Raw genomic sequence first — 24,642 nt, forward strand, 5'->3', positions numbered from 1 at the left:
ACCGTGTTGCACAGGTGCTTAAGCGGGATTAACCGGGGTTCCATGTCAAATCCGCGCGAGACCGGGCTGGCCCTGGACCCCAAATATGATGCCGCAGGGCTGATCACCGCCGCGGTCACCGATGCGGCCAGCGGCGCGCTGCTGATGATCGCGCACATGAACGCAGAGGCGCTGGCGCTGACGCTGGAAACCGGCGAGGTCCATTTCTGGTCACGCTCGCGCGCCAGCCTCTGGAAGAAGGGTGAGACCTCGGGCCATGTGCTCAAGCTTGTCGAGCTGCGGATCGATTGCGATCAGGATGCGGTGTGGGTGGTGGCATCGCCGGCTGGGCCCACCTGCCACACCGGCGCGCCTTCGTGCTTCTATCGCAAGGTGATGTCCGACGGCACGCTGGAGCGGATTGCGTGATCCGGCGCGCTGCTCTTGCCTGCCTGGTGCTGGCCGGGTGCAGCGAAACCCAGGCCGGGGATGACGCGGCAGCAGTGACGCCGCTCGACGCCGCAGCCATCGAGGCGGGCGTGATCGTCGATCCCGAAATCATGGATCTTGCGGGCAGCTTTGCCGACACCGGCGGTACCGGCAGCGATGCTTTTTGCGCGCGCGGCGACCGGCAGGGTGGCTATACGGTGGGCGTGCTGGTGACCTTTGGCGGATCGAGCCAGTGCGAGGCGCAAGGCTCGGCCAACCTTGCCGGCGAGCAGGCCAGGATCAGCCTTGATCGCAGCGCCAAGGGCAATGCGGTCCGCGGGTGCAGCTTTACCGCGCACTTCGATGGCACCGGGCTCGCGCTGCCGGGCAGCCTTCCGCCCGGATGCCTTGCCGTCTGCAGCGATCGTGCGAGCCTAGCGGGGGCATCCTTCGCGCTGGTCGAGCCGGGGGACCGGGCCGCCGGCGGTGCCCGCGGTCGTTCGCTCGACAGGCTTTGCGCTGGCTGATTTTGCTTGACGTTTACGTCAAGGGAATGTAGCTCGAGCACCATGCACGACCGTTCTACCCTTGGCCGCATCGACACTCCTGATCTGCAGAATCGGGACAGCTATACCATCTCCGATCTTTCGGACGAATTCGGCGTGACCGCGCGCGCGCTGCGGTTCTACGAGGACGAAGGCCTGATCGCTCCTGAGCGCAAGGGTCTGACCCGCGTCTATTCCAAGCGCGATCGTGCGCGGCTCGCCTGGATCATGCGCGCCAAGAATGTGGGCTTCAGCCTCGGCGAAATCCGCGAGATGATCGATCTGTACGACATCGGAGACGGCCGGCGCGAACAGCGCCGCGTCACGCTGCAGCGCTGCAAGGAACGCATCGCGCTGATGCGCAAGCAGAAGAAGGATATCGAAAGCTCGATCCAGGAGCTTTCGCAATTCGTGAAGATGGTCGAGCGGGTTGACCGCGAAGACCTGGCTTAACGATAGCAGGCCTGACCGGCCAACCACTCAGCGGGCGGTTGCCTCACGGACCACGCCCCGATCGGGCCCAACTGGCCTGAAACATTGATCGCCATTGTTTGAGAGGACATTGACATGCCCAAGTACACCGCCCCCGTGCGCGACACCCAGTTCATCCTGACCGAGGTTCTGGGGATCGAGAAATATTCCAACCTCCCGGGCTTCGATAACGCCGCGCCCGACGTGCTGTCCGCCGTACTCGAGGAAGCCGGCAAGTTCGTCGAGGAAGTACTGTTCCCCTTGAACCAGGTCGGCGACCAGCAGGGCTGCACCCGCCACGCGGATGGCACCGTCACCACCCCCGACGGCTTCAAGGAAGCCTATAACCAGTATTGTGAAGCGGGCTGGGGCACGCTGGCTGCGCCCGAAGAGTTCGGCGGACAGGGCATGCCGCATGTCGTAGGCATCGCGTTCGAGGAGTTCATGTCGTCGAGCAACATGGCGTTTGCCATGTACCCGGGCCTCACCCACGGCGCGGTTTCGGCGATCCTCGCCAAGGGCAGCCAGGAGCAGAAGGAGAAGTACGCTCCCAACATGATCAGCGGCAAATGGGGCGGCACGATGAACCTGACCGAGCCGCATTGTGGAACGGACCTGGGTCTCATCCGCACCAAGGCGGTGCCGCAGCCCGGTGGCGCCTATGCGATCACTGGTACCAAGATCTTCATCTCGTCGGGCGAGCATGACCTGACCGAGAACATCATCCACCTCGTCCTGGCCAAGACCCCCGATGCGCCCGACAGCGTCAAGGGCATCTCGCTGTTCATTGTGCCCAAGTTCCTCGTCAACGAGGATGGCTCGCTGGGTGAGCGCAATGCGGTGTCGTGCGGATCGATCGAGCACAAGATGGGCATCCACGGCAACTCGACCTGCGTCATGAACTATGACGGCGCGACCGGATATCTGGTGGGCGAAGAGAACAAGGGTCTGGCCGCGATGTTCATCATGATGAACGCCGCGCGCCTCGGCGTCGGCGGGCAGGGCCTGTCGATGGGCGAAGTTTCGTACCAGAACGCGGTGCAGTACGCCGGCGATCGCCGCCAGGGCCGCGCGCTCACCGGTGCGCAGGATGCCAACGAAAAGGCCGACACGCTGTTCGTTCACCCCGATGTGCGGCGCATGCTGATGGAAGCCAAGGCGATCAACGAGGGTCTGCGCGCGCTGATCCTATGGGGCGGCCTGCAGGTCGACCTGACGCACAAATCGCAGACCGAGGAAGAGCGCGTCGCCGCCGACGATATCATCAGCCTGCTCACCCCGGTGATCAAGGGTTACGGCACCGACAAGGGCTACGAGATCGCCACCAACATGCAGCAGGTCTATGGCGGCCACGGCTATATCGCCGAATGGGGCATGGAACAGTATGTCCGCGATGCCCGCATCGCGATGATCTACGAAGGCACCAACGGCGTGCAGGCGATGGACCTTGTCGGTCGCAAGCTCGCTCAGAACGGTGGCCGCGCGGTGCAGACCTTCTTCGGCATCCTCGACAGCGAATGCGCCGAAGCCAAGGGCGATGAACGCCTCGCCGATTTCGCCAGCCGCCTCGAAAAGGCCGCGGGCGAGCTCAAGGCCGCGACGATGTGGTTCATGCAGAACGGCATGGCCAACCCCAACAACGTTGGCGCGGGTGCGCACAGCTACATGCACATCATGGGCATCGTGGCGCTGGGCCTGATGTGGCTGCGGATGATGCGTGCTTCGATCGCCGCGCTCGATGCAGGCACGGGCAACGCCGTGTTCTACGAAACCAAGCTCAAGACCGCGCGCTACTTCGCTGAGCGGATCATGCCAGATGCCGGCGCGCTGCGCCGCAAGATCGAAGCGGGATCCGAGGCGATCATGGCGCTCGAACCCGAGCTTTTTGCCGCCGCATAACCGCTCAAACAGCTGCTAGCTGGTATCAGGGGCGCTTTCGGGAAACCGGGAGCGCCCCTTGCATTTCGATTTGCGACGAAACGAATGCGAATTTGGTCGCCACCCGAAAACCGGCTGGCGCAGCCTTCACTCTGGACGCGCGCCGGGCAGACACAAATTTGCGCCAGGCCGCAGGAACCCGTCCTTGCCCGGTATTCGGCCTCGGTTGGTGCAGGAACAGGTGCCCTGCTTCCTCGTTGATGTTGCGGAGCGAAGATGGCCCTCCACAACATCTTGAGACCCTGCCGAGGGGTCGCATCACGAGGAGAAGAACTCATGAAGAACACTTTTTTTGGAGCACTGTTCGCCGCTGGCGCACTGGCAGCAACCCCCGCCCTGGCCCAGGACATGGCGCCCGAAACCCCGGCCCCGACCGAAGCTCCGGCAACCGAAGCCCCCGCAACCGCTGAGCAGGCACCGCCCGCAACGCTGGATTCGAACGGCGACGGCACGATGGACGCCTGGGACCGTAACGGCGACGGCAAGGCCGACGCATGGGACACCGATGGCGACGGCCAGCCCGACAAGGCTGATCCGATGGAAGCAGCGGAATAACCAACAGCCCTTAAGGGTCGCAACCGAAGGCCGGGAGAGCAATCTCCCGGCCTTTTTGCGTTCTTGGACTTGATGGCATCGTCACCCCAGCGTTCGCGGGGGTGACGATGATTGGGTTGGCGAACGCTCTACCGGTAAGCCCAAATTACTCCGGCAGGAAGTCGGGTACCGACAGGTAGCGCTCGCCGGTGTCGTAATTGAAACCCATCACCCGTGAGCCAGCAGGTAGTTCGGGCAGCTTCTGCGCGATCGCCGCCAGCGTTGCGCCCGAAGAGATGCCGACCAGCATCCCTTCCTCGCTCGCCGACCGGCGCGCCATCTGCTTGGCATCGGCAGGATCCACCTGGATCACGCCGTCGATCAGCTTGGTGTGCAGGTTGCCGGGGATGAATCCTGCGCCGATGCCCTGGATCGGGTGCGGGCCGGGCTGGCCGCCCGAGATCACCGGCGACAGCGTCGGCTCTACCGCATAAACCTTCAGGTTCGGCCAGTGCTTCTTGAGCTCTTCGGCACAGCCGGTGATGTGGCCGCCGGTGCCTACCCCGGTGATCAGCGCATCGATCGGCGAATCCGCGAAATCGGCGAGTATCTCGAGCGCGGTGGTGCGGACATGCACCGCGATGTTGGCAGGGTTCTCGAACTGCTGCGGCATCCACGATCCCGGCGTCGCATCGACCAGTTCCTGTGCACGCTCGATCGCGCCCTTCATGCCCTTTTCGCGCGGGGTGAGGTCGAACGTCGCGCCATAGGCCAGCATCAGCCGCCGCCGCTCGATCGACATGCTCTCGGGCATCACGAGCACCAGCCTGTAGCCCTTGACCGCCGCGACCATCGCGAGGCCCACGCCGGTGTTGCCCGATGTCGGCTCGATGATCGTGCCGCCGGGCTGCAGCGAACCGTCCGCCTCGGCCGCCTCGATCATGGCGAGCGCGATGCGGTCCTTGATCGATCCGCCCGGATTGGTCCGCTCCGACTTGATCCAGACCTGCGCGTCACCGAACAGCCGGTTGATGCGGACGTGCGGGGTCTTTCCGATGGTCTCGAGGATGCTCGATGCGATCATGATATGGTCTCTCCTGCAGAGGGCGCCGGTTGTTCCGGCGCATGGGATTGGGAGTGGGCTTCTTCCTCGGCAGGATCGAAGCTGCGCGCTGCACCGATCTGCGGAAACAGCCGGGCCCACAGCGCGGTGATGACTATAGCACCGCCGCCGCCTGCCACAACCGCCGCGACGGGGCCGATCAGCCAGGCGAGCATGCCCGAGAACGCGTCGCCCAGTTCGTTCGACGCCGACACGGTGAGCAGCGACACCGCAGAAACGCGGCCGCGCTTGTCGTCGGGCGTGTTCAGCTGGATAAGCGACTGGCGGACATACACGCTGAACATATCGGCCGCGCCCGCGACGAACAGGCACGCCATCGAGACGATCAGAATCTTGCTGAAACCGAAAACGATCGTCACCAACCCGAACAGGAAGACGCTCGCCAGCATCTTGTTGCCGACATTGGTGCGGATCGGGCGGAAGGAAAACACCAGCGCGACCAGCGCCGCACCTGCCGCAGGCGCCGATGCCAGAAGCGACAATCCCTGCTCGCCAACCTTGAGGATGTCGCGCGCAAAGACCGGCAGCAGCGCGGTCGAGCCTGCGAGGAACACTGCGAACAGATCGAGCGTGATCACGCCCAGCACGAGCTTGTTCTGGCCAACATAGGCCATGCCATCGATGATCTGCGCGATCGGCCCCTTGCCCTTGGCCATGATCGTGCGCGGAACCTCGCCGACGGTCATCATCGCCACCGCCGCCAGTGTGTAGAGGCAGGCGCTGACGATATAGGGCAGGTCGGGGCGGATCGCGTAGAGCGGGCCCGCCATCGCCGGGCCCACCAGCATCCCCGATTGCCAGGCGATCGATGACAATGCGATGGCGGTGGGCAGCGACGCCTTGGGCACCAGATTGGGCGCGAGCGCGCTCAGCGATGGGCCCAGAAACGCGCGCGCCGTGCCCAGCAGCGCGGCGATCATGTAGAGGATCGGCAGGCTGATCAGGTCGTTCGCCGTGGTCCACGCCAAAGTCGCGGCGATACCGGCCTGGCACAGCAGCACGGTGCGCGCGACAAAGCGCCGGTCCATCCGGTCCGCGATCCAGCCGACCAGCGGGGTCAGCACGAACAGCGGCGCGAACTGCAGCAGCCCGATCATCCCCAGCCGCGCCGAGCTCGATGCGATATCCATCGTCTCGCGCGCGATGTTGTACGCCTGCCAGCCGACGATCAGCATCATGCAATACAGCGCCAGCATCGACGCCAGCCGGGTCAGCCAATAGGCGCGATAATTGGCGATGGTGAAGGGGTGGGGGGCGGCGGGATTGTCCATGGCCGTCCGGTAAGCCAGCGCGGGGCAGGCGGCAAGCAAGATGAACTTGCAGCTGTGTGCGATGGATGTTGTGCAGTTGCGAAAGAATGCCTCTTCCCAAGCCTGGCGCTTGGTGTCAGCAATGGAGCATCACGACGAAAAATGCTCCCCTTGCAGTGGAGGATTTTCCAAGTCTGAACTCCCATCAAAGGGTCGCGTATGAACTGGTCGAAAAAGCTCCTCGCTGCCGCATCTCTCGCCGTGATGGCGACCGCGTGCAGCGTTGCTCCGTCGGATCAGCCCGCCGCCTCGGAAAAGACCACGGGCATCGACACCGCATCCGACTGGGGCAAGTTCGTCGACACCTTCCTCACCGGCTATTTTCCGCGCAACCCGGATTTCGCGGTCTATCAGGGGCGGCACGAATTCGATGGCAAGCTGCCCGACTGGTCCGAAAAGGGGCTCGCCGACCAGATCGCGTTCCTGGAAAAGACGCTGGCGGATGCGCAGGGAATGGACCCGGCCAGTCTTGCCGGCGATCACCGGTTCGAACGCGATTATCTGATCGCGGTGGTGCGCGGAAAGCTGTTCTGGCTCAAGCAGGCGGACTGGCCGCACCGCAACCCGGCGTTCTACACCGGAACGCTCGACCCGTCGGTCTATGTCACGCGGCCCTATGCTGATGTCGACACCCGCGCCAAGGCGTTCATCGCCTATGCCCGCGGCGTGCCCAAGGCGGCAGAGCAGATTCGCGCCAACCTGAAGACCCCGCTCGACCCCTATGCGATCGACTATGGGGTTAATGCGTTCGGCGGCTATGCCACCTTCTTCACCAGCGATGCCCGCGCCGCCTTTGCCGATGTCAGCGACGATGCGATCCGCGCCGATCTCGAAGCCGCCACCGCCGAGGCGAGCAAGGCGATGCAGGGCCTGGCCGACTGGTTGAAGGCCGAGAAGGCCACCGCAAAGGTCGGCTATGCGCTGGGCAGCGAGCTGTTTTCGCAGATGCTGGTCGCGACCGAAATGGTCGACCTTCCGATCAGCGAACTGAAGGCGATCGGTGAGGCCGATCTCAAGCGCAACCAGGATGCGCTGGCGACCGCCTGCGCGCAGTTCGCCCCTGGCGCGACGATGGCCGATTGCATGGCGAAGCTTTCGCTCGACAAGCCCCAGGACGGTCCGGTGGCCGAAGCGCGTCGGCAGTTGCCCGAACTGCGCGCGTTCCTGGTCGACAAGGATCTGGTCTCGATTCCGGGGACCGAAGAGGCGAAGGTCGAGGAATCACCGCCGTACAACCGGCAGAACTCGGCCTATATCGATATTCCAGGGCCTTACGAGAAAGGCCTGCCTTCGGTCTATTACATCTCGCCGCCCGATCCATCATGGGCGCCCGAGGTGCAGGCCGAATACATCCCGCCCAAGAAGGATCTGCTGTTCACCAGCGTGCACGAAGTGTGGCCTGGCCACTTCCTCAACTTCCTCCATGCCAACCGCGCCAAGTCGTTCTTCGGGCGGCTGTTCGTCGGCTATGCCTATGCCGAGGGCTGGGCGCATTATACCGAGGAGATGATGTGGGAAGCGGGCCTGGGCAAGGGCGATCCCGAAGTCCATATCGGCCAGCTTGCCAACGCGCTGCTGCGCAACTGCCGCTATCTCTCCGCGATCGGGCTGCACACCGGCGGCATGACGGTCGAGCAGTCGCTGACCATGTTCCGCGAGCAATGCTATATCGACGAAGGCAATGCGCGCCAGCAGGCGCTGCGCGGCACCTATGACCCGGGCTATCTCAACTACACGCTGGGCAAGCTGATGATCCGCAAGCTGCGCGCCGACTGGACTGCCGGCAAGGGCGGGCGCGATGCGTGGAAGGCGTTCCACGACGCGTTCCTCTCTTATGGCGGCCCCCCGGTGCCGATGGTGCGCGCCGCGATGATGGAAGAGAAGAGTGCCAAGGCGGTGTTTTGATCTTTTCGTCACCCCCGCGCAGGCTGGGCTCCCGCTTCTTTTTCTAGCGGTGGCGAACAAGCGGGGCTCCCGCGTTCGCGGGAATGACGAAGGCTACTTCTTCAAAGCATCCACGCACGCGGCGCGGTCGACCGACTGGCCGTCGCTGCGCCGCGCATCGATATAGGTGACCACCTGCGCGCCGCCTGCGCCTTCGGGATAGAGGAACGCGTCGAGCACGCAGGCGCTGCCGACGAACTGCAGCTTGCGCGCATCGAATTCTCGGACATCGAGCCGCGGCGTGCCGAACATGCGCTCCAGATCGCGCGCGGATTTGCCGAGCACCGCCTCGAGCCCCTTGCCGGACAGCGTCGTACTGCGCGCCGGGATCGCAGGTGGGGCCGGGCTGGTGACCTTTTGCGGCGCGGCACAGGCAGCCAGCCCCAGCGTCAGCGCGGCAATCGCCAAAATGCGGTTCATCGGTGTCGCCCCTTCAGGTCCGGCGCTGGTGGAAAAGGTGCGTGGCCATCGCCGCGGCTATAATCGGTGCGAACAGATTGACCAAGGGGACGAGCAGCAGCAGATTGGCAATCAGCCCAAGCACGAAACGGCTGGTCCGGGGCGAGGGCTCTGCCGCCAGCCCCGGATGCCGTGCGGAAACCATCTCGTCTAGGTCGCGCCCGACCAGAACCGCGTTCACGCCAAGGAACAGCATCGGCGCACCCACGCCGGTGAACAGCAGCACCAGCGCGAAGGGCAACGCGATCGCGTTGTACAGCAGCGCCCGACCCAGCGAGCGCAGCGCCATTGCCAGCGACGGCCCCCAGGGCAGATCGCGCGCGCTGGCGGCAGCCTGCGGGTAATGTTTGCGTTCGACCGCGATGACGATGCGGTCGGCGAACAGCTGCAGCACCGCAATCGCCACGACGCGCCACCAGAACCAGAAGGCGATGATGGTGGCGACCACTGCCAGCACTCCGGTCCATTCGGCATAGCCGGACAGCGGCCCGCCATAGCTGGCCATTGCCCAGGCCAGACCCTGCCACAACCCCCAGCCGGTCAGCGCGAAGATCAGCGCGGCCAGCGCGAGCGTCCACGCCAGCGCGCCCAGGATGGCGCGATCGCCCAGTTGCGCCAGGCTCTTGAAGAAGGCGGTCAGCATGTGTCTAGCGTGTCGGGCAATTCGGCTTCCGGGTCAATTGCGCGCAAATGGGCTTGAACCTGCAGGTGCAAGCCGATAGGCCGCGCGGCAACATTCCGCGCTGCCTCGTCCCTGGGGCGCGCCATCAGAAAGTCCTGCCCGAAATGACCAGCCCCCGTTTTGATGTCCTTGCCATCGGTAACGCCATTGTCGATGTCATGGCCCCCGCCGACGATGCCCTGCTCGCCAATGAAGGCCTGACCAAGGGCGGCATGATGCTGATCGACGCCGATCGCGCGACCTCTCTCTACGCGGCGATGGGCCCGGCGCAGGAAATCAGCGGCGGCTCGGCTGCCAACACGCTCGCGGGCCTTGCCGGAATGGGCTGCAAGTGCGCGTTCATCGGCCAGGTCGCCGACGACCAGCTGGGCGAAGTGTTCGCGCACGACGTTCGCGCGCTGGGCATCGATTATGCGACCCCCGTGCGCGCCGGCGACGACACCCCGACCGCGCGCTGCCTGATCCTGGTCACCCCCGATGGCCAGCGCACGATGAACACCTTTCTTGGCGCCTCGCAGTTCCTGCCCGCCAGCGCGCTCGACCCCAAGATGATTGCGGACGCCGCGGTGCTGTATCTCGAAGGCTATCTGTGGGATCCCGAAGAGCCGCGCGCCGCGATGCGTGCCGCCATTGATGCTGCACGGTCGGCAGGCCGCAAGGTCGCCTTCACGTTGTCCGATGCGTTCGTGATCGATCGCCACCGCGCCGACTTCCTCGATCTGCTCGACAAGGGCCAGATCGACATCCTGTTCGCCAACGAGGCGGAAATCTGCTCGCTGGCGCAGATCGACGACTTTGACGGCGCCGTCGCGGCGATCTCTGCCAAGCTGCCGACTCTGGTCGTCACCCGCAGCGAGCATGGCGCGATCGCGGTGCATGAAGGGGCGCGTTTTGCCGTGCCTGCCGAGCCGATCGACAAGGTGGTCGACACCACCGGCGCGGGCGATCTGTTCGCCGCCGGTTTCCTTGCCGGTCAGGCGCAGGGCAAGGACGTGGAAACGTCCTTGCGGATGGGCGCGATCGCCGCGGCCGAAATCATCTCGCATTTCGGCGCACGCTCGGCCGCCGACCTGAAGGCGCTGGTTGCACAGAAGCTGGGCTGAGGGTTAATTCACTTCCATCGTCATTCCCGCGCACGCCAGAATCCCGCTTCTGCGTGACATCGGCGCAATAGCGGGACCCTCGCGTTCGCGGGGGTGACGGGAAAGCCCGATAGCGCTGGATATATTGTGAGGTGAGGAGCGATCGGAGGGGCCGCTGCGTCGGTGACGCTCAAGCTGGCCATCGGTAAGGATCGTCGAAGCTGAAAATATGAGAGGGGCCGCCGGGGATCACAGCCCCCTGCGCGGCCCATCACATGGTCAGCGGCCGGAAGTGCCGCCTTCGAAGTGTATCTCGCGCTTTAACAAGCGCCTGCCCAGACCAGTGGGCAGAAGGCTGTTAGCCGCGAACACTCCGAATGGACTTGACCGACCCCTTTGCTGAACCATGAGACATCGGATCACCTCCTTTCGCTATGTTGAAAACCAAGTGAAGGGCCATTCGCAAAAACCCGGAAACTCCCGCGCTTCTGACGATCTGTATACCTTGCATGACTGTTGTGAATCATCACGGGGTTCACAGCAAGACTTGTAATTCATTTTTTTTGGCGTCACTATCTGCCGCTCGCAAAAGCACGGCACTGCCGGTATGGCAGGCTGCCATGCCCGATCATCCCCCCCATTCCGCACCCGGCAAAAAGGCTTCGGCCAAGGCGCCCAAGCTGCGCATCGACCAGCTGCTGGTCGAGCGCGGGCTGGTTGAAAGCCGCGCACGCGCGCAGGCGCTGATCCTGGCGGGGCTGGTGTTCGCAGGCGAGCGCAAGATTGCCAAGGCGGGCGAGACGCTGGCCACCGATGCGCCTGTCGAGGTGCGCGGGCGCGATCATCCCTGGGTGTCGCGTGGCGGCATCAAGCTGGCGCACGCGCTCGACCATTTCGGCATCGACGTCACCGGCATGACCGGAATCGACGTCGGCTCGTCCACCGGCGGTTTCACCGATGTGCTGCTGACCCGCGGCGCCGCACATGTGTTCGCGGTCGACAGCGGCACCAACCAACTCGCCTGGAAGCTGCGGCAGGACCCGCGCGTCACCGTGCACGAACAGACCAGCGCGCGAATCCTGACCGACGCGCATATCACGCAGGCCATCGACATCGTGGTGTGCGACGCCAGTTTCATCGCGCTCGACAAGGTGCTGCCGGTGCCGATGTCCTTTGCGCGCCCGGGCGCGTGGCTGGTCGCGCTGATCAAGCCGCAGTTCGAGGTGGGGCGCGACCAGATCGGCAAGGGCGGGGTGGTGCGCGATCCCGTGCTGCACAGCGCGGTGTGCGACCGGGTGATGCAATGGCTCGAAAGCATCGACTGGCCCGTCACCGGCCTGACGCAAAGCCCGATTACAGGGCCAAGTGGCAATGTGGAATTTCTGGTCGCAGCCCAAAAGGGACGCTGCTGCTGACCCGAAGCGGTACGCATTTGCATGGTAAACCCCGCTGGCGCGGCGCAAATGAATCCGATATGCCGATGCAGGTAAACCCCTGAAAAGGGCAGGAGACTCCGCTTCGATGAATGAAATCGCCTCGCCCATGCAGCTTCGCCTCGGCTTTTTGCGCTGGGCCCTGCTGTTTGTCCCGCTGGTCGTGCTGCTCGGCTTCGGCGTCAGCGATTTTTCCGGATCGGGTGAGGACAACCGCTGGTTCCAGGCGCTGCAGAAGCCCGAAGCGCAGCCGCCGGGCTGGGCGTTCGGCGCGGCATGGTCGGTGCTGTACGTGATGATGGGGCTCGCCGTAACCGTCGTCGTCACTGCACGCGGGGCTAAATTGCGCGGGCTTGCGGTGCTTTTGTTCTTCGTCCAGCTGGCGCTCAACCTTGCCTGGCCGATCTATTTCTTCGGGATGCATCAGGTGACCGGCGCGTTCTATCTGCTGGTGGCGGTGTTCGTGGCGGCGTTTGCCACGACGATCGTGTTTGGCCGGGTACGCCCGCTCGCGGCGTGGCTGATGGTGCCGTATCTCGCCTGGCTGTGCTTTGCCTCGGTGCTCAACAAGCAGATCGATACGCTCAACCCCAATGCGGAAAATCTGGTCGTGCCGCGCGATTCCCAGCGGATCCAACTGGCCCCGCCCGCGCCCTGACCGCATCAAGGGCGCTTGCGATTGGTGCAGGCGCAACCCACATGCTATGGCATCACAATTGAACCGGGGCGCAATGCGCCTGCGATGGAGACTTTCATGCAGAACAAATCCGAATTTGGCGGCGATTTCGCAAAGTTCATCAACGGCCTGGCCGGAACCGTTGCAGGCATGAGCCGCGAGGCGGGGGAAAGCGCGCGTGAGCGGACCCGCGAATGGATCGCCGGGCTCGATTTCGTCAGCCGTGAAGAGTTCGACGCGGTAAAGGAAATGGCCAGCAAGGCGCGCGAGGAAAGCGAGGCCCTGAAGGCCCGGCTCGACGCGTTGGAAGCGGCAATGGCCAACAAGGGCGCCGGCCCCGCCGCCTGAACGCGGTTTAACGCCCCGTTATCCACAGTTTTTGAACAGACTTCACCACATCACGCGTAGCAGTGGCCCGAGCGGCCATTGCGCGCAGCCGCGCATCCCGGCAATTTAAAGGCGCGCCAAGGGGCGCGAAAGGAAATTCATTTGAACGAACAGCAGCTTGATCTGGACCGGGAAGAAGCCGCCCCGGTGGACATGCTTGCCGCGCTGTTCGAGGCGCGGGGCTGGCCGTGCGAAATGGTGGGCGAGGACGAGCTGCTGACCGAGGTCAAGGGCAGCTGGACCAGCTATCAGCTGCGCGCGATCTGGCGGCACGAGGACAATGTCCTGCAGCTGCTCGCGATGCCGGACATTCGCGTTCCCGACGACAAGTTCGCGGTCATCTGCGAGGCCTTGGCGCTGATCAACGAGCAATTGTGGCTGGGCCATTTCGACATCTGGTCGAACAGCGGCGTGGTGCTGTATCGCAACGGCATGATGCTGGGTAGCGACGCGATGCTGGGGCTCGACCAGGCACAGCTCGCGGTGGAGGCGGCAATCGACGAGTGCGACCGCTTCTATCCGGTGTTCCAGTTCATCCTGTGGGGCGACAAGGCCCCGCAAGAAGCCCTCGCCGCCGCGCTGATCGACACCCAGGGCGAGGCTTGAGGCATAAAGGCCAGCAACAGTTTCGAGGCTGGCATTTGCTCCCCTGATCCGTCATTCCCGCGCAGGCGGGAATCCCGCTTTTTGCGACGGTAGCCAAGGAAGCGGGCCCCCCGCGTTCGCGTGGGTTACGATTGAGCAATTCGTTCGCGCAGATGGAGATGGGCCTTGTCCAAGCTATTCCCCCAATCGCTGCTCGTCATTGGGTCAGGCAACATGGCCGGCGCGATGCTGCGCGGGTGGTTTGCGCGCGGGCTCGATCCGGCCAGCGTCACCATCGTCGATCCGTCACCGCGTGACCTGCCCGAAGGCGTCCGCCACCTGACCGCAATCGAGGCCAGCATCTCCGCGCCCGAATGGCTGCTGCTGGGGATCAAGCCGCAGATGCTGCCCGATGTCGTGTCGCAAGTTGCGTCGCTCGACCTGTCGGAGACATTGCTGGTGTCGATGCTCGCCGGAATTGAGATCACCGCGCTGCGCTCCGCTGTTCCGCATGTGCGTGCTATCGCCCGGATCATGCCCAATATGGCGATCGGCATCGGCCAGTCGGTCACCGCTTTGTTCGCCGAAGCCCTGGCTCAGCCTGAGCAGGAGCAACTGGAAGCGCTGTTTGCCATGCTCGGCAGCGCCGAGTGGTTGACCGACGAATCGCAGATGCACCTCGTCACCGCGCTCAGCGGGTCGGGGCCTGCCTATCTGTTCCGATTCATCGATGCGCTGGGCAAGGGGGCGCAAGCACTTGGCATGCCCGCGGATCAGGCGTCGCGCTTCGCGCTTGCCATGGTGCGTGGATCGGCCGAACTCGCCTATCAGTCGCCCGAGAGCCCGGCGCAGCTTGCCGAGCGGGTCGCGAGCCCCGGCGGCACCACCCGCGCCGCGCTCAATGTGTTCGACGCCGACGATGCGCTCGAGCGGCTGGTGGCAGAGGCGATGGCTGCTGCAGCCAGGCGCAGCGTCGAACTGGGTCAGTAGGCGCGCGGACGCCCGCGATACCAGGCAAGCGCATCGGTCTGCGTCTCCAGGACAAAGGGTGCCTTGCCTTCGATATAATCTTCAGCCCCGGCGACAAGCCGCTGCTTCAGCAGTGAATATCGCGCGGCGATATCCGGATGCGCGCGCAGATAGTCGCGGAACGCCAGATGGCGTTCGATATCCGCCGATCCTGCCGCATAGCCATGCAGATGGTGGGTCCGGCGCCCGGATGCGTCGTCCTTGCGGAAATACCGCCGCCCGTCGATGCCGTATGCCCCCATCGCCTGATAGCCAAGGGCGGCCAGCGCGGGGGCAGCCTCTTCGAGTGCGTCCAGCGATGTCGCCACCGCCAGCATGTCGATCACGGGCTTGGCATGGATGCCGGGAATGGCGGTGCTGCCGATATGGTGCAGCGTGATCAGACTTTCGCCCATGGCGGAACGGATGGCTTCCCGCTCCGCCATGAAGTCCTTTTTCCACAGGGGGTTATGGGCAATGATTTCGACCATGCCTCAACCCGGTCCAGCGCTCAGCCGCAGGGCAGTTCGTAGAACGTCCGGATCTTGTCCCATGCCTCATCGGCGGTTTCGACAAAGCTGAACAGTTGCAGATTGCCCGGCGAGATCACGCCTTCCTCGGCCAGCGCCTCGAAATTGACCACGCGGTTCCAGAACTCGCGACCGAACAGCATGATCGGAATCGGCGCCATCTTGCCGGTCTGGATCAGGGTGAGCAGCTCGAAGAATTCGTCAAAGGTGCCGAAGCCGCCGGGGAACACTGCGACCGCGCGCGCGCGCAGCAGGAAGTGCATCTTGCGCAGTGCGAAATAGTGGAACTGGAACGACAGATGCGGGGTGACGAAACGGTTGGGCGCCTGTTCGTGCGGAAGCACGATGTTGAGCCCGACCGATTCCTTGCCGACATCGGCAGCGCCCCGGTTGGCCGCTTCCATGATCGAGGGGCCACCGCCCGAGCAGACGACGAACTGGCGCTTGCCGTCCTCTTCGACGCCGCATTCGCTCGCCAGCTGGGCCAGCTTGCGCGCTTCGTCGTAGTATTTTGCCTTGGCGACCAGCCGCTCGGAGACGGTCTTTTCTTCCGGCGTGCGCGCGGCCTCGACCAGCCCTTCGGTCTTGTCGGGCGAGGGGATGCGTGCGGAACCGTAGATCACCAGGGTCGATCCGATGCCAGCCTCTTCGAGCAGCATTTCGGTCTTCAGCAGCTCCAGCTGGAAGCGAACCGGGCGCAGCTCCTGCCGCAGCAGAAAGTCGGTATCGCCAAAGGCCAGCCGGTAGGCGGGGTCCTGGGTCTGGGGGGTGTCGTGTACCGCAGCGTCGGCGGTGCGGGCGTCTTCGGCAGCTTGGCGAAAACGCGGCTCGGTCAGGTCTTTCTTTGTCATCGCCCGCAATTAAGGGGCCAGCGCGCTATCGGCAATAGCCTTGGCCGCTCATGTCGACATGAAGATGGTCCTGATGCGCCGCATTATAGTCCGGGCCCAGCACCGTGCCGAAGCGCTTGCAGGCGCTGGCGTGGATGGTGCGCAGGAAGGCGCGCTCCTGGTTGGAGCCAGCCCAGCCCTGCTTGACCGAGATGCGCCTGCCATCGGCGAGCACGAACGCGGCGATATCGATCGCGTTGGCGTGTGCGTGCTGCGACAGTTTGACCGAGCCTGCAATGTTGCGGCAGGAATAGCTGCCCATCGTCTCGATCTTCACCAGTGGGCTGCCCAGCATCTGCTCTGCCGCGCGCGCGATCCCGAACTGCGCCCAGCCGGCAAATCGCTGGGCCAGCTCGCAGCGCACGGGGCCGATGTTGCTGATCGCCAGCTCGTTGAGTCCGCGCGGCGCGTCGGTGAGCGCAATCGTCGACAACCGCACGCTGCCCAGCTGCGAACAGCCCGCGCCGAACACCTGATCGGGCACGGGGGTGAAGCGGACCTGCGCCTGAGTGAGTGCGCTGATGCACTGGCGGGTGTCGGCGACGCTTGGGGCAGGGAGGGCTGCTGGTCGCGCGATCTGCTGTGTGGGCGCGCGCGATACGCCGCGACCTTCAGGCAGCATGCTGCATCCGGCGATCAGCACCGACAGCGCCGCGACCAGCGCCATGCGCTGCATTTCGGGCGAGCTTGAATTGGCGCAAAAACGCGGGTCGGCCCTGCGCAGAGGATAACGCGGGCGGCTGTGGGGACGGCCGCTGCCCGCGAGCAGCGCGGCAAGGTCGGGGGTTGCAGTCCCCGGGCTGGCAGGCGTCACGCCGGCACCATCAACCTGCGCACCGGGCAGCATGCTGCCGGTTGCGGGGTTGCTGAAGGGAGGGGCGGCGTTGGTCATGAGATCGATGTTACCCTATGAACTTTAACCCTGCCGTGCCGTCTATGGTTAACAAGCAGGTAGGGATTGAAACCCCGGCGTTGCAAGGGATTGCAGACGGGTCTAGCGGTGGCGGAGGCATCTTTCCGCCCCGAACAATGAAGGTCCGCAATGCTGCGAATCCTGAAGATTCCCGAGCTCTTCTGGGTGGTGCTTGCCATCCCTGCGATCGCGATGATCATCGGGTTCGTTAAGGATCCGGTGACCGCGTTCGACCTCGTCCACCCCAGCGGCGAATTTTCGGTCCGGCTGATGATCGTTGCGATGATGGTCAGCCCGCTGCGTGCGATCCTCGGGCGGCGCGGCTGGCTGGACTGGCTGCTGTCGCGGCGGCGCGCGCTCGGCGTGGCGGCGTGCGGCTATGGCGTGCTGCATCTGGCGTTCTACCTGTATGACATGGGCGATTGGGCAATGATCGCCGAAGAAGCGCTGATTTTCAGCATCTGGACCGGGTATCTCGCGCTGATCATCTTCATTGCCATGGCGCTGACCAGCAACAACGCCGCGCAGCGCGCACTGCGCGCCAACTGGAAGCGGCTGCAGCGGCTGGTCTATCCTGCGGCATTGCTGATCGCGCTCCACTGGTTTTATGTCGACGGAGAATGGAAGAGCATGGCGGTGCATTTTGTTCCGCTGCTCATCCTGGAAACCGCTCGCATCATCCTTATGTTCAAGCGGCGTTCAGCGCGGCGTGCCACACAGGCGATGACGCGCTGACGTCAAGAGAAGAGGGACAATCCATGAAGTTTTCGCAGGCCATGATGGCACTTGCCGCCGCCACCGCAATGCAGTTTGCTGCCAGCCCGGCGGCGCTGGCCACCGGCAAGATGAAGTGCGACTCGGGCCCGCAGTCGACTTGGAAGAGCCGCACCGACCTCGAGTCGAAGCTCACCAAAGACGGCTGGAAGGTCAAGAAGTCCAAGGTCGATGGCGGCTGCTATGAAGTCTATGGCGTGACCCCCGAGGGCCAGAACGTCGAGGCCTATTTCCATCCCGTGACGATGGAAAAGCTGCTGGTGTCGCAGCGCGGCAAGGTAATTTTCAAGAAGTGACCCCCGCGCCGCCCTGTGCCTTTGTTGCACGGGGCGGCGTCATTGTGGACCCGTCCGCCATTTGGTGATTGCCAGTTGTGCAATAAATCCCTAGGGCCGTGGACGGGCCACGCGGTCCCAACGCCGCGCGTGCTCTCTGTAAGGAGAGACTACATGACTGATACTGTTGGCGCGAGCACCAATGTGCTTGCCGCAAAACCTGCTACCCTGCCTGCTCGGCCGCACTTCTCGTCCGGCCCCTGCGCCAAGCCTCCAGGCTGGTCGCCGCAAGCGCTTGCCACCGAATCGCTGGGACGTTCGCACCGATCGAAGGTCGGCAAGGCGCGTCTGCAGTATTGCATCGACCTGATGCGCGAACTGCTCAAGCTCCCCGACACCCACCGCATCGGCATCGTGCCCGGCTCTGACACCGGCGCCTATGAAATGGCGATGTGGACGATGCTGGGCGCACGCCCCGTCACCGCGCTTGCGTGGGAAAGCTTCGGCGAAGGCTGGGTGACCGATGCCGCCAAGCAGCTCAAGCTCGACCCCACCATTATCCGTGCCGATTACGGCCACATCCCCGATCTCGACGCGGTCGACTGGTCGAACGACGTGTTGTTCACCTGGAACGGCACCACCTCGGGCGCGCGCGTCCCAAATGGCGACTGGATCGCCGAGGACCGCGAAGGCCTGAGCTTCGCCGACGCCACCAGCGCGGTGTTTGCCTACGACCTGCCCTGGGACAAGATCGACGTCGCCACGTTTAGCTGGCAGAAAGTATTGGGCGGCGAGGGCGCGCATGGCGTGCTGATCCTCGGCCCGCGCGCGGTCGAACGGCTCGAAAGCTACACGCCGGCCTGGCCGCTGCCCAAGGTGTTCCGCCTGGTTTCCAAGGGCAAGCTGGCAGAAGGCGTGTTCAAGGGCGAGACGATCAACACCCCCTCGATGCTCGCGGTCGAAGATGCGATCTTTGCGCTCGAATGGGGCAAGTCCATCGGCGGTGCCGAAGGCATGGTTGCGCGCAGCAACGCCAATGCCGCCGCGCTCGATGCCATCGTTCAGGCGCGGCCGTGGCTGGGCCATCTCGCGCCCGATCCGGCGACGCGTTCGACCACCAGCGTCTGTCTGACGGTCGAAGGCGCGGACGAGGCGTTCATCAAGGCCTTTGCCGGACTGCTCGAGAAGGAAGGCGCGGCCTTCGACATCGCAGGGTATCGCGATGCACCTCCGGGCCTTCGCATCTGGTGCGGCGCCACGGTCGACACCGCCGATATCGAGGCGCTGGGGCCCTGGCTCGACTGGGCCTATTCCGAGCTCAAAGCTTCCTGATTGTATTCGGTTCCCCGCGAAGGCGGGGACCCATCTCCTGCGCGTGCACCAGGTGCAGCCGTTGGGAGATGGACCCCTGCCTGCGCAGGGGACCATCACATCTTTCCGATAAAGGAATTCCGACATGCCTAAAGTTCTCATTTCCGACAAAATGGACCCCAAAGCCGCGCAGATCTTCCGCGAGCGCGGCTGCGAAGTCGATGTCATCACCGGCCAGACGCCCGAAGAGCTCGCCGGGATCATCGGCCAGTATGATGGCCTTGCCATCCGCTCCTCGACCAAGGTGACCCAGGCGATCCTCGATGCGGCGACCAACCTCAAGGTCGTCGGCCGCGCCGGGATCGGCGTCGACAATGTCGATATTCCTGCTGCTTCGGCCAAGGGTGTCGTCGTCATGAACACCCCGTTCGGCAACTCGATCACCACCGCCGAGCACGCCATCGCGCTGATGTTCGCGCTTGCCCGGCAGCTGCCCGAGGCCGATGCCTCGACCCAGGCGGGCAAGTGGGAGAAGAACCGCTTCATGGGCGTCGAACTCACCGCCAAGACTTTGGGCCTGATCGGCGCGGGCAACATCGGATCGATCGTTGCCGATCGTGCGCTGGGCCTCAAGATGAAGGTGGTCGCGTTCGATCCGTTCCTGACGCCCGAACGCGCGGTGGAGCTGGGCATCGAGAAGGTCACCCTCGACGACTTGCTCGCGCGCGCCGATTTCATCACGCTGCACACCCCGCTCACCGACCAGACCCGCAATATCCTGAGCAAGGACGCGCTGGCCAAGACCAAGAGGGGCGTGCGCATCATCAACTGCGCGCGTGGCGGACTGATCGACGAGGCGGCGCTCAAGGAGGCGCTGGATTCGGGTCAGGTCGCGGGCGCTGCGCTCGACGTGTTCGCCACCGAGCCTGCCACCGACAGCCCGTTGTTCGGCACCCCCAACTTCGTCTCGACCCCGCATCTGGGCGCATCGACCAGCGAGGCACAGGTCAATGTCGCGATCCAGGTTGCCGAGCAGATGGCCGATTATCTGGTCAAGGGCGGCGTCACCAACGCGCTCAACATGCCCAGCCTGTCGGCCGAGCAGGCACCCAAGCTGCGTCCCTATATGGCGCTGGCGACCAATCTTGGCCGTCTGGTCGGCCAGCTCGAGAGCGATCGGGTCAAGAGCATCTCGATCGAGGTCGAGGGCGCTGCGGCTGAGCTCGACATGAAGCCGATCACCGCTGCGGTGCTTGCCGGTTTCATGCGCGCGTTCAGCGACAGCGTGAACATGGTCAACGCACCGTTCCTCGCCAAGGATCGCGGCCTCGATGTGCGCGAAGTGCGGCATGATCGCGAAGGCGACTATCACACGCTGGTTCGCGTGTCGGTGGCCACCGAGGATGGCGAACGTTCGGTTGCTGGCACGCTGTTCGGCAATGCAACTCCGCGTCTGGTCGAAATCTACGGCATCAAGATCGAGGCCGATCTGGCGGGCCACATGCTTTACATCGTCAACCGCGACGAGCCCGGCTTTATCGGACGGCTGGGATCGACGCTGGGCGAGGCGAATGTAAACATCGCGACCTTCCATCTGGGTCGTCGCGAAGCGCGGGCAGGCGGCGAGGCGGTATTGCTGCTGTCGCTCGATGGCGCGGTGGCCGAACCCGTGCTGTGGAAATTGTGCCAGCTGGCCGGCGTGAAGACGGTCAAGAGCCTGCGCTTCGACTGATCACTTGTTTCGACCCCCTGCTTCCGGAGCAATCCGGGGGCAGGGCGGTTCCTGCCGGGTTAGCGGTCGCGGCGGAGCGAGATGCTGGGCCGATACGTGTTCTTCATCGGCTTGAACCGTGTGAAGACGTGGTTTTCCAGCGGCTTGTTGACTTCGCTGTCCCAGTTGGAGCCGTTGAAGGCAAGGTTCTCGATCGCCTTGGTATCGATGCGCAGGTCCGAGGTCAGCTGCGCACCGAACTGGCCGCTGCGCACCCAGCGCACCTCGGCCTCGAACCGGCCCAGGCCGGGGCGGTCGATATCCACGACATCACCGGGGATCAGCGCTGCATTGCAACGCCCGCCCAGACCACCGCTCGAGATATCGCGGATGACCGCATCGGCGCTGCCAAAGCGCTCGTGAAAGACGGTGACCTTCATCAGCCGGTGCACCCGTGCCTCACGCTGCGGCAGGTTCTCGTCAACCTTTGGGGTTGCCGGAACGTCAGATCCTGTCAGTCCTCTTTTTCCGAAAGACATAGCGGTTTCATCCTCATCGTGACGAGAGGTAGCCGCAAACCTTTAAATTCGAGTAAAGTGACCTGGGGCCGGATCAGGCCGGGCCCATCTTGTCCAGATAGGCATCGAATTGCGCTTCGCCCATGCGGGTGAGGGACACGCGGGTGCGCCTGCGGTCCGATCGGTCGGGCACCATTTCGGCATAGCCCTTTTCGCGAAGCTGGTGAATGAGGCGCAGCGCGGTGCTTTCGGGTGCGTCGCACATCAGGCACAGGTCGCTCATCGAAAGCTGGGAGCCGTTGCGCTTGGCGGCCAGCAGCGCGACCAGCATGTCCCAGCTGGGGTTGCGCAGCTTCAACCCGGGAAAGTTGGAGGAGCGCAACCGACTGGCCTGCTGTTCCTGCAGGATCAGCCGCGTCTTGCGGTCGCCTTCGGCCCCTCTGGCGTCGGCATGGATTTCACCGGCCATGACTGGCCTGTTCCACGAAGCTGTGGAGCGCGCAGAAGTATCTCTGGCTAACGATTTCACGTGCTTTCCCCTGTGCAAAGTCGTGCGACCGTTCGCCATCTGTCTGCCGGTATGAAGGAATTGACTTCCAGTGGCAGCGACGGCTTGTCCGATTTTTTATGTTTCGCAGTATCTCTAAAGACTTGCTACCCCGACTTTTGGGGGATGCGTGCATTTTTGTACAATTCCGACGCGGTTCCATTGGTTGTAGCCCCCACAATTAACCCCGAAAAACAAGGTGCCGATACTTTCATTTGGGTATGTCTGCGGGCGATGCGTGCCGAGCTGGGCGCGGGTTTGCCGCACGGCCGTTGTATCTCGCTGGCACTGGCCCGGCGCCCTGGCTGATGATTTTCCCAAAACCCCCCAATCGCTGGGATAAACGCTATTGCGAATACATTGCAACTGAATTAGGTCCCCGGCGCGACTTCGGGAGAATTAAAAATGACTCGCAAAAGCTTTAGCAAGTTCTTAGCTGGCACCGCGCTGGCGGCAACCGGGTGGGGCGCGCCCGTGCTGGCGCAGGAGATCGACGCTGTAGAGGCACCCCGACCAGAGATCATCGTGACGGGCGCGCGGCAGCAGAGCGCCGCCGGGACCAAGACGGATACGCCCGCGATCGAGACGCCGCAGCCGATCACCGTCGTCACCGACGACCAGTTCCTCGCGCAGGGGGCGCTGTCGATTGCCGATACGCTAAACTATGTCGCGGGGGTGCAGGCCAACGCTTATGGCCCCGATGGCCGCGTGGATTCGAGCTTCATCCGCGGCTCCAGCCCGTTGCAGTTCCGCGATGGCATGCGCGACATCTTCAGCTTCTATGCGAGCATCCGCGCGGACCCGTATAATTTCTCGCAGGTCGAGGTGGTGCGCGGGCCCGCATCGGTGCTGTTCGGGCAGAGCTCGATCGGCGGGCTGATCAACCTTGTGTCAAAGGCCCCATCGTTCGAAACGCGCGGTGAAATAGCGGTGCGCTACGGCAGCTTCGACCGCAAGGAGATGCTCGCAGACGTTACCGGGGGCATCACCGACACCGTTGCCGCACGAATGGTGGCGCGGGTGCGCGACGCCGATACCCAAGTCGATTTCGTGCGCGACGACCGCGTGATGCTTTCGCCCTCGTTGCTCTGGCAGCCGACGGACGATACCAGGCTGACGCTGATCGGGCTCTATCAGGAAGACGCGGGCGGATCGGTGTCGCAGTTCCTGCCTTTGGTCGGAACGCTGCTGCCCAACCCTAATGGTCGCCTTGCCAACAGCACCTTCATCGGCAAGCCTGGCTGGGACCGCTACGATGGCCGCCTGCTGCAGGGAACGGCGCTGTTTGAGCACCGCTTCAGCGATGCAGTCAGCTTCTCTGCCAAGGCACGCAGCATCGACAGCAACCTCACCTATCTGACGCACTACCCCAACAGCTATTCCAATCCGACCAATCCGTATCTGGACGCCAATCAGCGGATCATCGGAAACTATGCCGATGGCAGCATCGCCCGGCTCGACATCTTTTCGACCGACAACAACCTCAAATTCAACTTCAACACCGACGGCAATATCGAGCATGTCGTGCTGGCAGGGGTGGACTACAGCTGGAACCGGGTGCGCAAGAATGGCGGTTTTGCGCTCGAGACCATCGACATCTACGATATCGATTACGCCGCGCTGTCGAACTTCGGCGGCGGCATTCCGACAGCAGCCTTTCCGGGCTTCCTCGGTGGCTCGTCCGAGGACAATACCCAAAAGCAGCTCGGCTTCTATCTGCAAGACCAGATCCGGCTGTGGGACCGGGTGTCGATCGTGCTGGGCGGGCGCCGCGATACGGTTCGGTCGTCGTCGCCTGGCAATCCCACGGTCAAGGTCAGCGCGACATCGTTGCGCGCCGGAATCATCGGCGAGCTCGTCCGGGGCGTCTCCCCGTTCTTCAGCTATACCGAATCCTTCGATCCGATAGCTGGCACCGCGAGCAACGGCAACCCGTTCACTCCCAAGCGCGGGCGGCAGTTCGAGGGCGGGGTCAAGTTCCACCCCGACGAAGCGACTCTGGTGACCTTGACCGCGTACCACATCAAGGAAACCGGAAGGCCGATCGACGATCCCAGCACCCCCGACCCGTTCGACCAGTTCCAGGCAGGCGCGCTGACCTCAAAGGGCTTCGAGATCGAGGCCAGCCGCCGTCTGCCTGGTAACTGGGAACTGCTCGCCAACTATAGCTATACCAGGGCCCGGATCGACGGCACCAACCGTCAGCTGGAAAACGTCCCCAAGCACAACGCGTCGGTATGGGGCACCAAGTCGTTCGCGCTCGATGACGAGACCCATCTGCGCATCGGCGCCGGGGTGAGGCATTCCAGCGCCAATCTCTCGTTCGGCGCGGCATTCCCGGATGGCCTGCGCACGCCGTCCTATACGCTGGTCGATGCCCTGGTCGAGCTGGCCCGGGGACCGTGGTCGCTGGCGGTCAACGCCACCAACCTGTTCGACAAGAGCTTCTATTCGGCATGCCTTGCGCGTGGCGATTGCTTCATCGGAGCAGAGCGTAACGTCTTCGGCACCGTGAGCTACCGCTTCTGAGGCGATTGCACGGGCGGCGATCGGCGGTAAAAGGCACCTGAACGGCCATGATGGGCCGT

26 protein-coding genes are annotated in these 24,642 nt (G+C 63.9%); 17 read left to right on the top strand and 9 right to left on the bottom strand.

Annotated elements, in window-relative coordinates; translation table 11 throughout:
* Positions 1-42 precede the first annotated feature (42 nt).
* The 5 genes from hisI to B5J99_RS10050 all read left to right on the top strand — a co-directional run bounded on the left by hisI (position 43) and on the right by B5J99_RS10050 (position 3,917).
* Complete coding sequence (gene hisI, locus B5J99_RS10030; RefSeq protein WP_069049476.1) at positions 43-408, top strand: phosphoribosyl-AMP cyclohydrolase; 366 nt, start codon at positions 43-45, stop codon at positions 406-408.
* Positions 405-935: a hypothetical protein gene (locus B5J99_RS10035; RefSeq protein WP_117352320.1), complete on the top strand. Its 531-nt coding sequence runs from the start codon at positions 405-407 to the stop codon at positions 933-935. The genes hisI and B5J99_RS10035 overlap by 4 nt, the downstream gene beginning before the upstream one ends.
* 42 nt (positions 936-977) lie before the next feature.
* Positions 978-1,406 carry a MerR family transcriptional regulator gene (locus B5J99_RS10040; protein ID WP_054133273.1) on the top strand — a complete coding sequence of 143 codons (429 nt, stop codon included), beginning with the start codon at positions 978-980 and terminating at the stop codon, positions 1,404-1,406.
* Positions 1,407-1,520: 114 nt separating this feature from the next.
* Entirely contained in the window at positions 1,521-3,323 is a 1,803-nt protein-coding gene (locus tag B5J99_RS10045) for an acyl-CoA dehydrogenase C-terminal domain-containing protein (protein WP_117352321.1), read from the top strand.
* A 315-nt stretch (positions 3,324-3,638) separates the two neighbouring features.
* On the top strand, positions 3,639-3,917 hold the full coding sequence (locus B5J99_RS10050; RefSeq protein WP_117352322.1) for a hypothetical protein: 279 nt from the start codon (positions 3,639-3,641) through the stop codon (positions 3,915-3,917).
* Between the two features lie 145 nt (positions 3,918-4,062).
* On the opposite strand, the gene cysK is transcribed toward B5J99_RS10050, so the two are convergent.
* Both cysK and B5J99_RS10060 read right to left on the bottom strand, forming a co-directional pair.
* Positions 4,063-4,980 carry a cysteine synthase A gene (gene cysK, locus B5J99_RS10055; protein WP_117352323.1) on the bottom strand — a complete coding sequence of 306 codons (918 nt, stop codon included), beginning with the start codon at positions 4,978-4,980 and terminating at the stop codon, positions 4,063-4,065.
* Positions 4,977-6,290: an MFS transporter gene (locus B5J99_RS10060; RefSeq protein ID WP_054133269.1), complete on the bottom strand. Its 1,314-nt coding sequence runs from the start codon at positions 6,288-6,290 to the stop codon at positions 4,977-4,979. The genes cysK and B5J99_RS10060 overlap by 4 nt, the downstream gene beginning before the upstream one ends.
* A gap of 198 nt (positions 6,291-6,488) precedes the next feature.
* On the opposite strand from B5J99_RS10060, the gene B5J99_RS10065 reads away from it, so the two are divergent.
* Entirely contained in the window at positions 6,489-8,234 is a 1,746-nt protein-coding gene (locus tag B5J99_RS10065) for a DUF885 domain-containing protein (protein ID WP_211337811.1), read from the top strand.
* A 93-nt stretch (positions 8,235-8,327) separates the two neighbouring features.
* On the opposite strand, the gene B5J99_RS10070 is transcribed toward B5J99_RS10065, so the two are convergent.
* Together B5J99_RS10070 and B5J99_RS10075 are read right to left on the bottom strand one after the other, a co-directional pair.
* Positions 8,328-8,693, bottom strand: coding sequence for a YajG family lipoprotein (locus B5J99_RS10070; protein ID WP_117352324.1), 366 nt, complete (start codon positions 8,691-8,693; stop codon positions 8,328-8,330).
* A gap of 13 nt (positions 8,694-8,706) precedes the next feature.
* Entirely contained in the window at positions 8,707-9,375 is a 669-nt protein-coding gene (locus B5J99_RS10075; RefSeq protein WP_117352325.1) for an EI24 domain-containing protein, read from the bottom strand.
* Between the two features lie 143 nt (positions 9,376-9,518).
* On the opposite strand from B5J99_RS10075, the gene B5J99_RS10080 reads away from it, so the two are divergent.
* The 6 genes from B5J99_RS10080 (at position 9,519) to proC (ending at position 14,567) form a co-directional block, all read left to right on the top strand.
* Positions 9,519-10,517 (top strand): adenosine kinase, encoded by a 999-nt coding sequence (locus B5J99_RS10080; RefSeq protein WP_069051635.1) that lies wholly within the window; start codon positions 9,519-9,521, stop codon positions 10,515-10,517.
* A gap of 599 nt (positions 10,518-11,116) precedes the next feature.
* Complete coding sequence (locus B5J99_RS10085) at positions 11,117-11,911, top strand: TlyA family RNA methyltransferase (RefSeq protein WP_117352326.1); 795 nt, start codon at positions 11,117-11,119, stop codon at positions 11,909-11,911.
* A 106-nt stretch (positions 11,912-12,017) separates the two neighbouring features.
* Entirely contained in the window at positions 12,018-12,587 is a 570-nt protein-coding gene (locus B5J99_RS10090) for a TspO/MBR family protein (RefSeq protein WP_069049485.1), read from the top strand.
* A gap of 96 nt (positions 12,588-12,683) precedes the next feature.
* Entirely contained in the window at positions 12,684-12,953 is a 270-nt protein-coding gene (locus tag B5J99_RS10095; RefSeq protein WP_117353452.1) for an accessory factor UbiK family protein, read from the top strand.
* A 192-nt stretch (positions 12,954-13,145) separates the two neighbouring features.
* A complete protein-coding gene (locus B5J99_RS10100) occupies positions 13,146-13,598 on the top strand; it encodes a type III secretion system chaperone family protein (RefSeq protein WP_425456484.1) in 453 nt (150 codons plus the stop codon).
* Between the two features lie 165 nt (positions 13,599-13,763).
* Positions 13,764-14,567 carry a pyrroline-5-carboxylate reductase gene (gene proC / locus B5J99_RS10105; RefSeq protein WP_117352328.1) on the top strand — a complete coding sequence of 268 codons (804 nt, stop codon included), beginning with the start codon at positions 13,764-13,766 and terminating at the stop codon, positions 14,565-14,567.
* Here the strand turns inward: proC and B5J99_RS10110 are convergent.
* From B5J99_RS10110 to B5J99_RS10120, 3 genes are read right to left on the bottom strand one after another with little or no spacing between them, the layout of a single operon-like run.
* Positions 14,561-15,076: a GrpB family protein gene (locus B5J99_RS10110; protein ID WP_117352329.1), complete on the bottom strand. Its 516-nt coding sequence runs from the start codon at positions 15,074-15,076 to the stop codon at positions 14,561-14,563. The two genes, proC and B5J99_RS10110, sit on opposite strands and share 7 nt — an antisense overlap.
* Before the next feature lie 20 nt (positions 15,077-15,096).
* On the bottom strand, positions 15,097-15,966 hold the full coding sequence (locus B5J99_RS10115) for an LOG family protein (protein ID WP_117352330.1): 870 nt from the start codon (positions 15,964-15,966) through the stop codon (positions 15,097-15,099).
* Between the two features lie 25 nt (positions 15,967-15,991).
* Complete coding sequence (locus B5J99_RS10120; protein ID WP_245991590.1) at positions 15,992-16,897, bottom strand: extensin family protein; 906 nt, start codon at positions 16,895-16,897, stop codon at positions 15,992-15,994.
* A 150-nt stretch (positions 16,898-17,047) separates the two neighbouring features.
* On the opposite strand from B5J99_RS10120, the gene B5J99_RS10125 reads away from it, so the two are divergent.
* The 4 genes from B5J99_RS10125 to serA all read left to right on the top strand — a co-directional run bounded on the left by B5J99_RS10125 (position 17,048) and on the right by serA (position 21,010).
* Positions 17,048-17,653, top strand: coding sequence for a protein-methionine-sulfoxide reductase heme-binding subunit MsrQ (locus B5J99_RS10125; protein ID WP_069049489.1), 606 nt, complete (start codon positions 17,048-17,050; stop codon positions 17,651-17,653).
* A 23-nt stretch (positions 17,654-17,676) separates the two neighbouring features.
* Positions 17,677-17,988: a PepSY domain-containing protein gene (locus tag B5J99_RS10130; protein ID WP_231683617.1), complete on the top strand. Its 312-nt coding sequence runs from the start codon at positions 17,677-17,679 to the stop codon at positions 17,986-17,988.
* 153 nt (positions 17,989-18,141) lie between these two features.
* Positions 18,142-19,299, top strand: a complete 1,158-nt coding sequence (locus B5J99_RS10135; protein ID WP_054133259.1) for a phosphoserine transaminase — start codon at positions 18,142-18,144, stop codon at positions 19,297-19,299.
* 124 nt (positions 19,300-19,423) lie between these two features.
* Positions 19,424-21,010 (top strand): phosphoglycerate dehydrogenase, encoded by a 1,587-nt coding sequence (serA, locus tag B5J99_RS10140; protein WP_117352331.1) that lies wholly within the window; start codon positions 19,424-19,426, stop codon positions 21,008-21,010.
* Between the two features lie 59 nt (positions 21,011-21,069).
* On the opposite strand, the gene B5J99_RS10145 is transcribed toward serA, so the two are convergent.
* Together B5J99_RS10145 and B5J99_RS10150 are read right to left on the bottom strand one after the other, a co-directional pair.
* The gene (locus B5J99_RS10145) at positions 21,070-21,528 is read right to left on the bottom strand and encodes a PilZ domain-containing protein (RefSeq protein ID WP_082382457.1); all 459 of its coding nucleotides are present in this window, start codon (positions 21,526-21,528) and stop codon (positions 21,070-21,072) included.
* Positions 21,529-21,601: 73 nt separating this feature from the next.
* On the bottom strand, positions 21,602-21,976 hold the full coding sequence (locus tag B5J99_RS10150) for a winged helix DNA-binding protein (RefSeq protein WP_162892548.1): 375 nt from the start codon (positions 21,974-21,976) through the stop codon (positions 21,602-21,604).
* 483 nt (positions 21,977-22,459) lie between these two features.
* Here B5J99_RS10150 and B5J99_RS10155 point away from each other — a divergent pair, with 483 nt between their 5' ends.
* Positions 22,460-24,583, top strand: coding sequence for a TonB-dependent siderophore receptor (locus tag B5J99_RS10155; RefSeq protein WP_117352333.1), 2,124 nt, complete (start codon positions 22,460-22,462; stop codon positions 24,581-24,583).
* Positions 24,584-24,642: the final 59 nt, after the last annotated feature.

Source organism: Blastomonas fulva, from assembly GCF_003431825.1.
In the GTDB taxonomy this organism is placed as follows: domain Bacteria; phylum Pseudomonadota; class Alphaproteobacteria; order Sphingomonadales; family Sphingomonadaceae; genus Blastomonas; species Blastomonas fulva.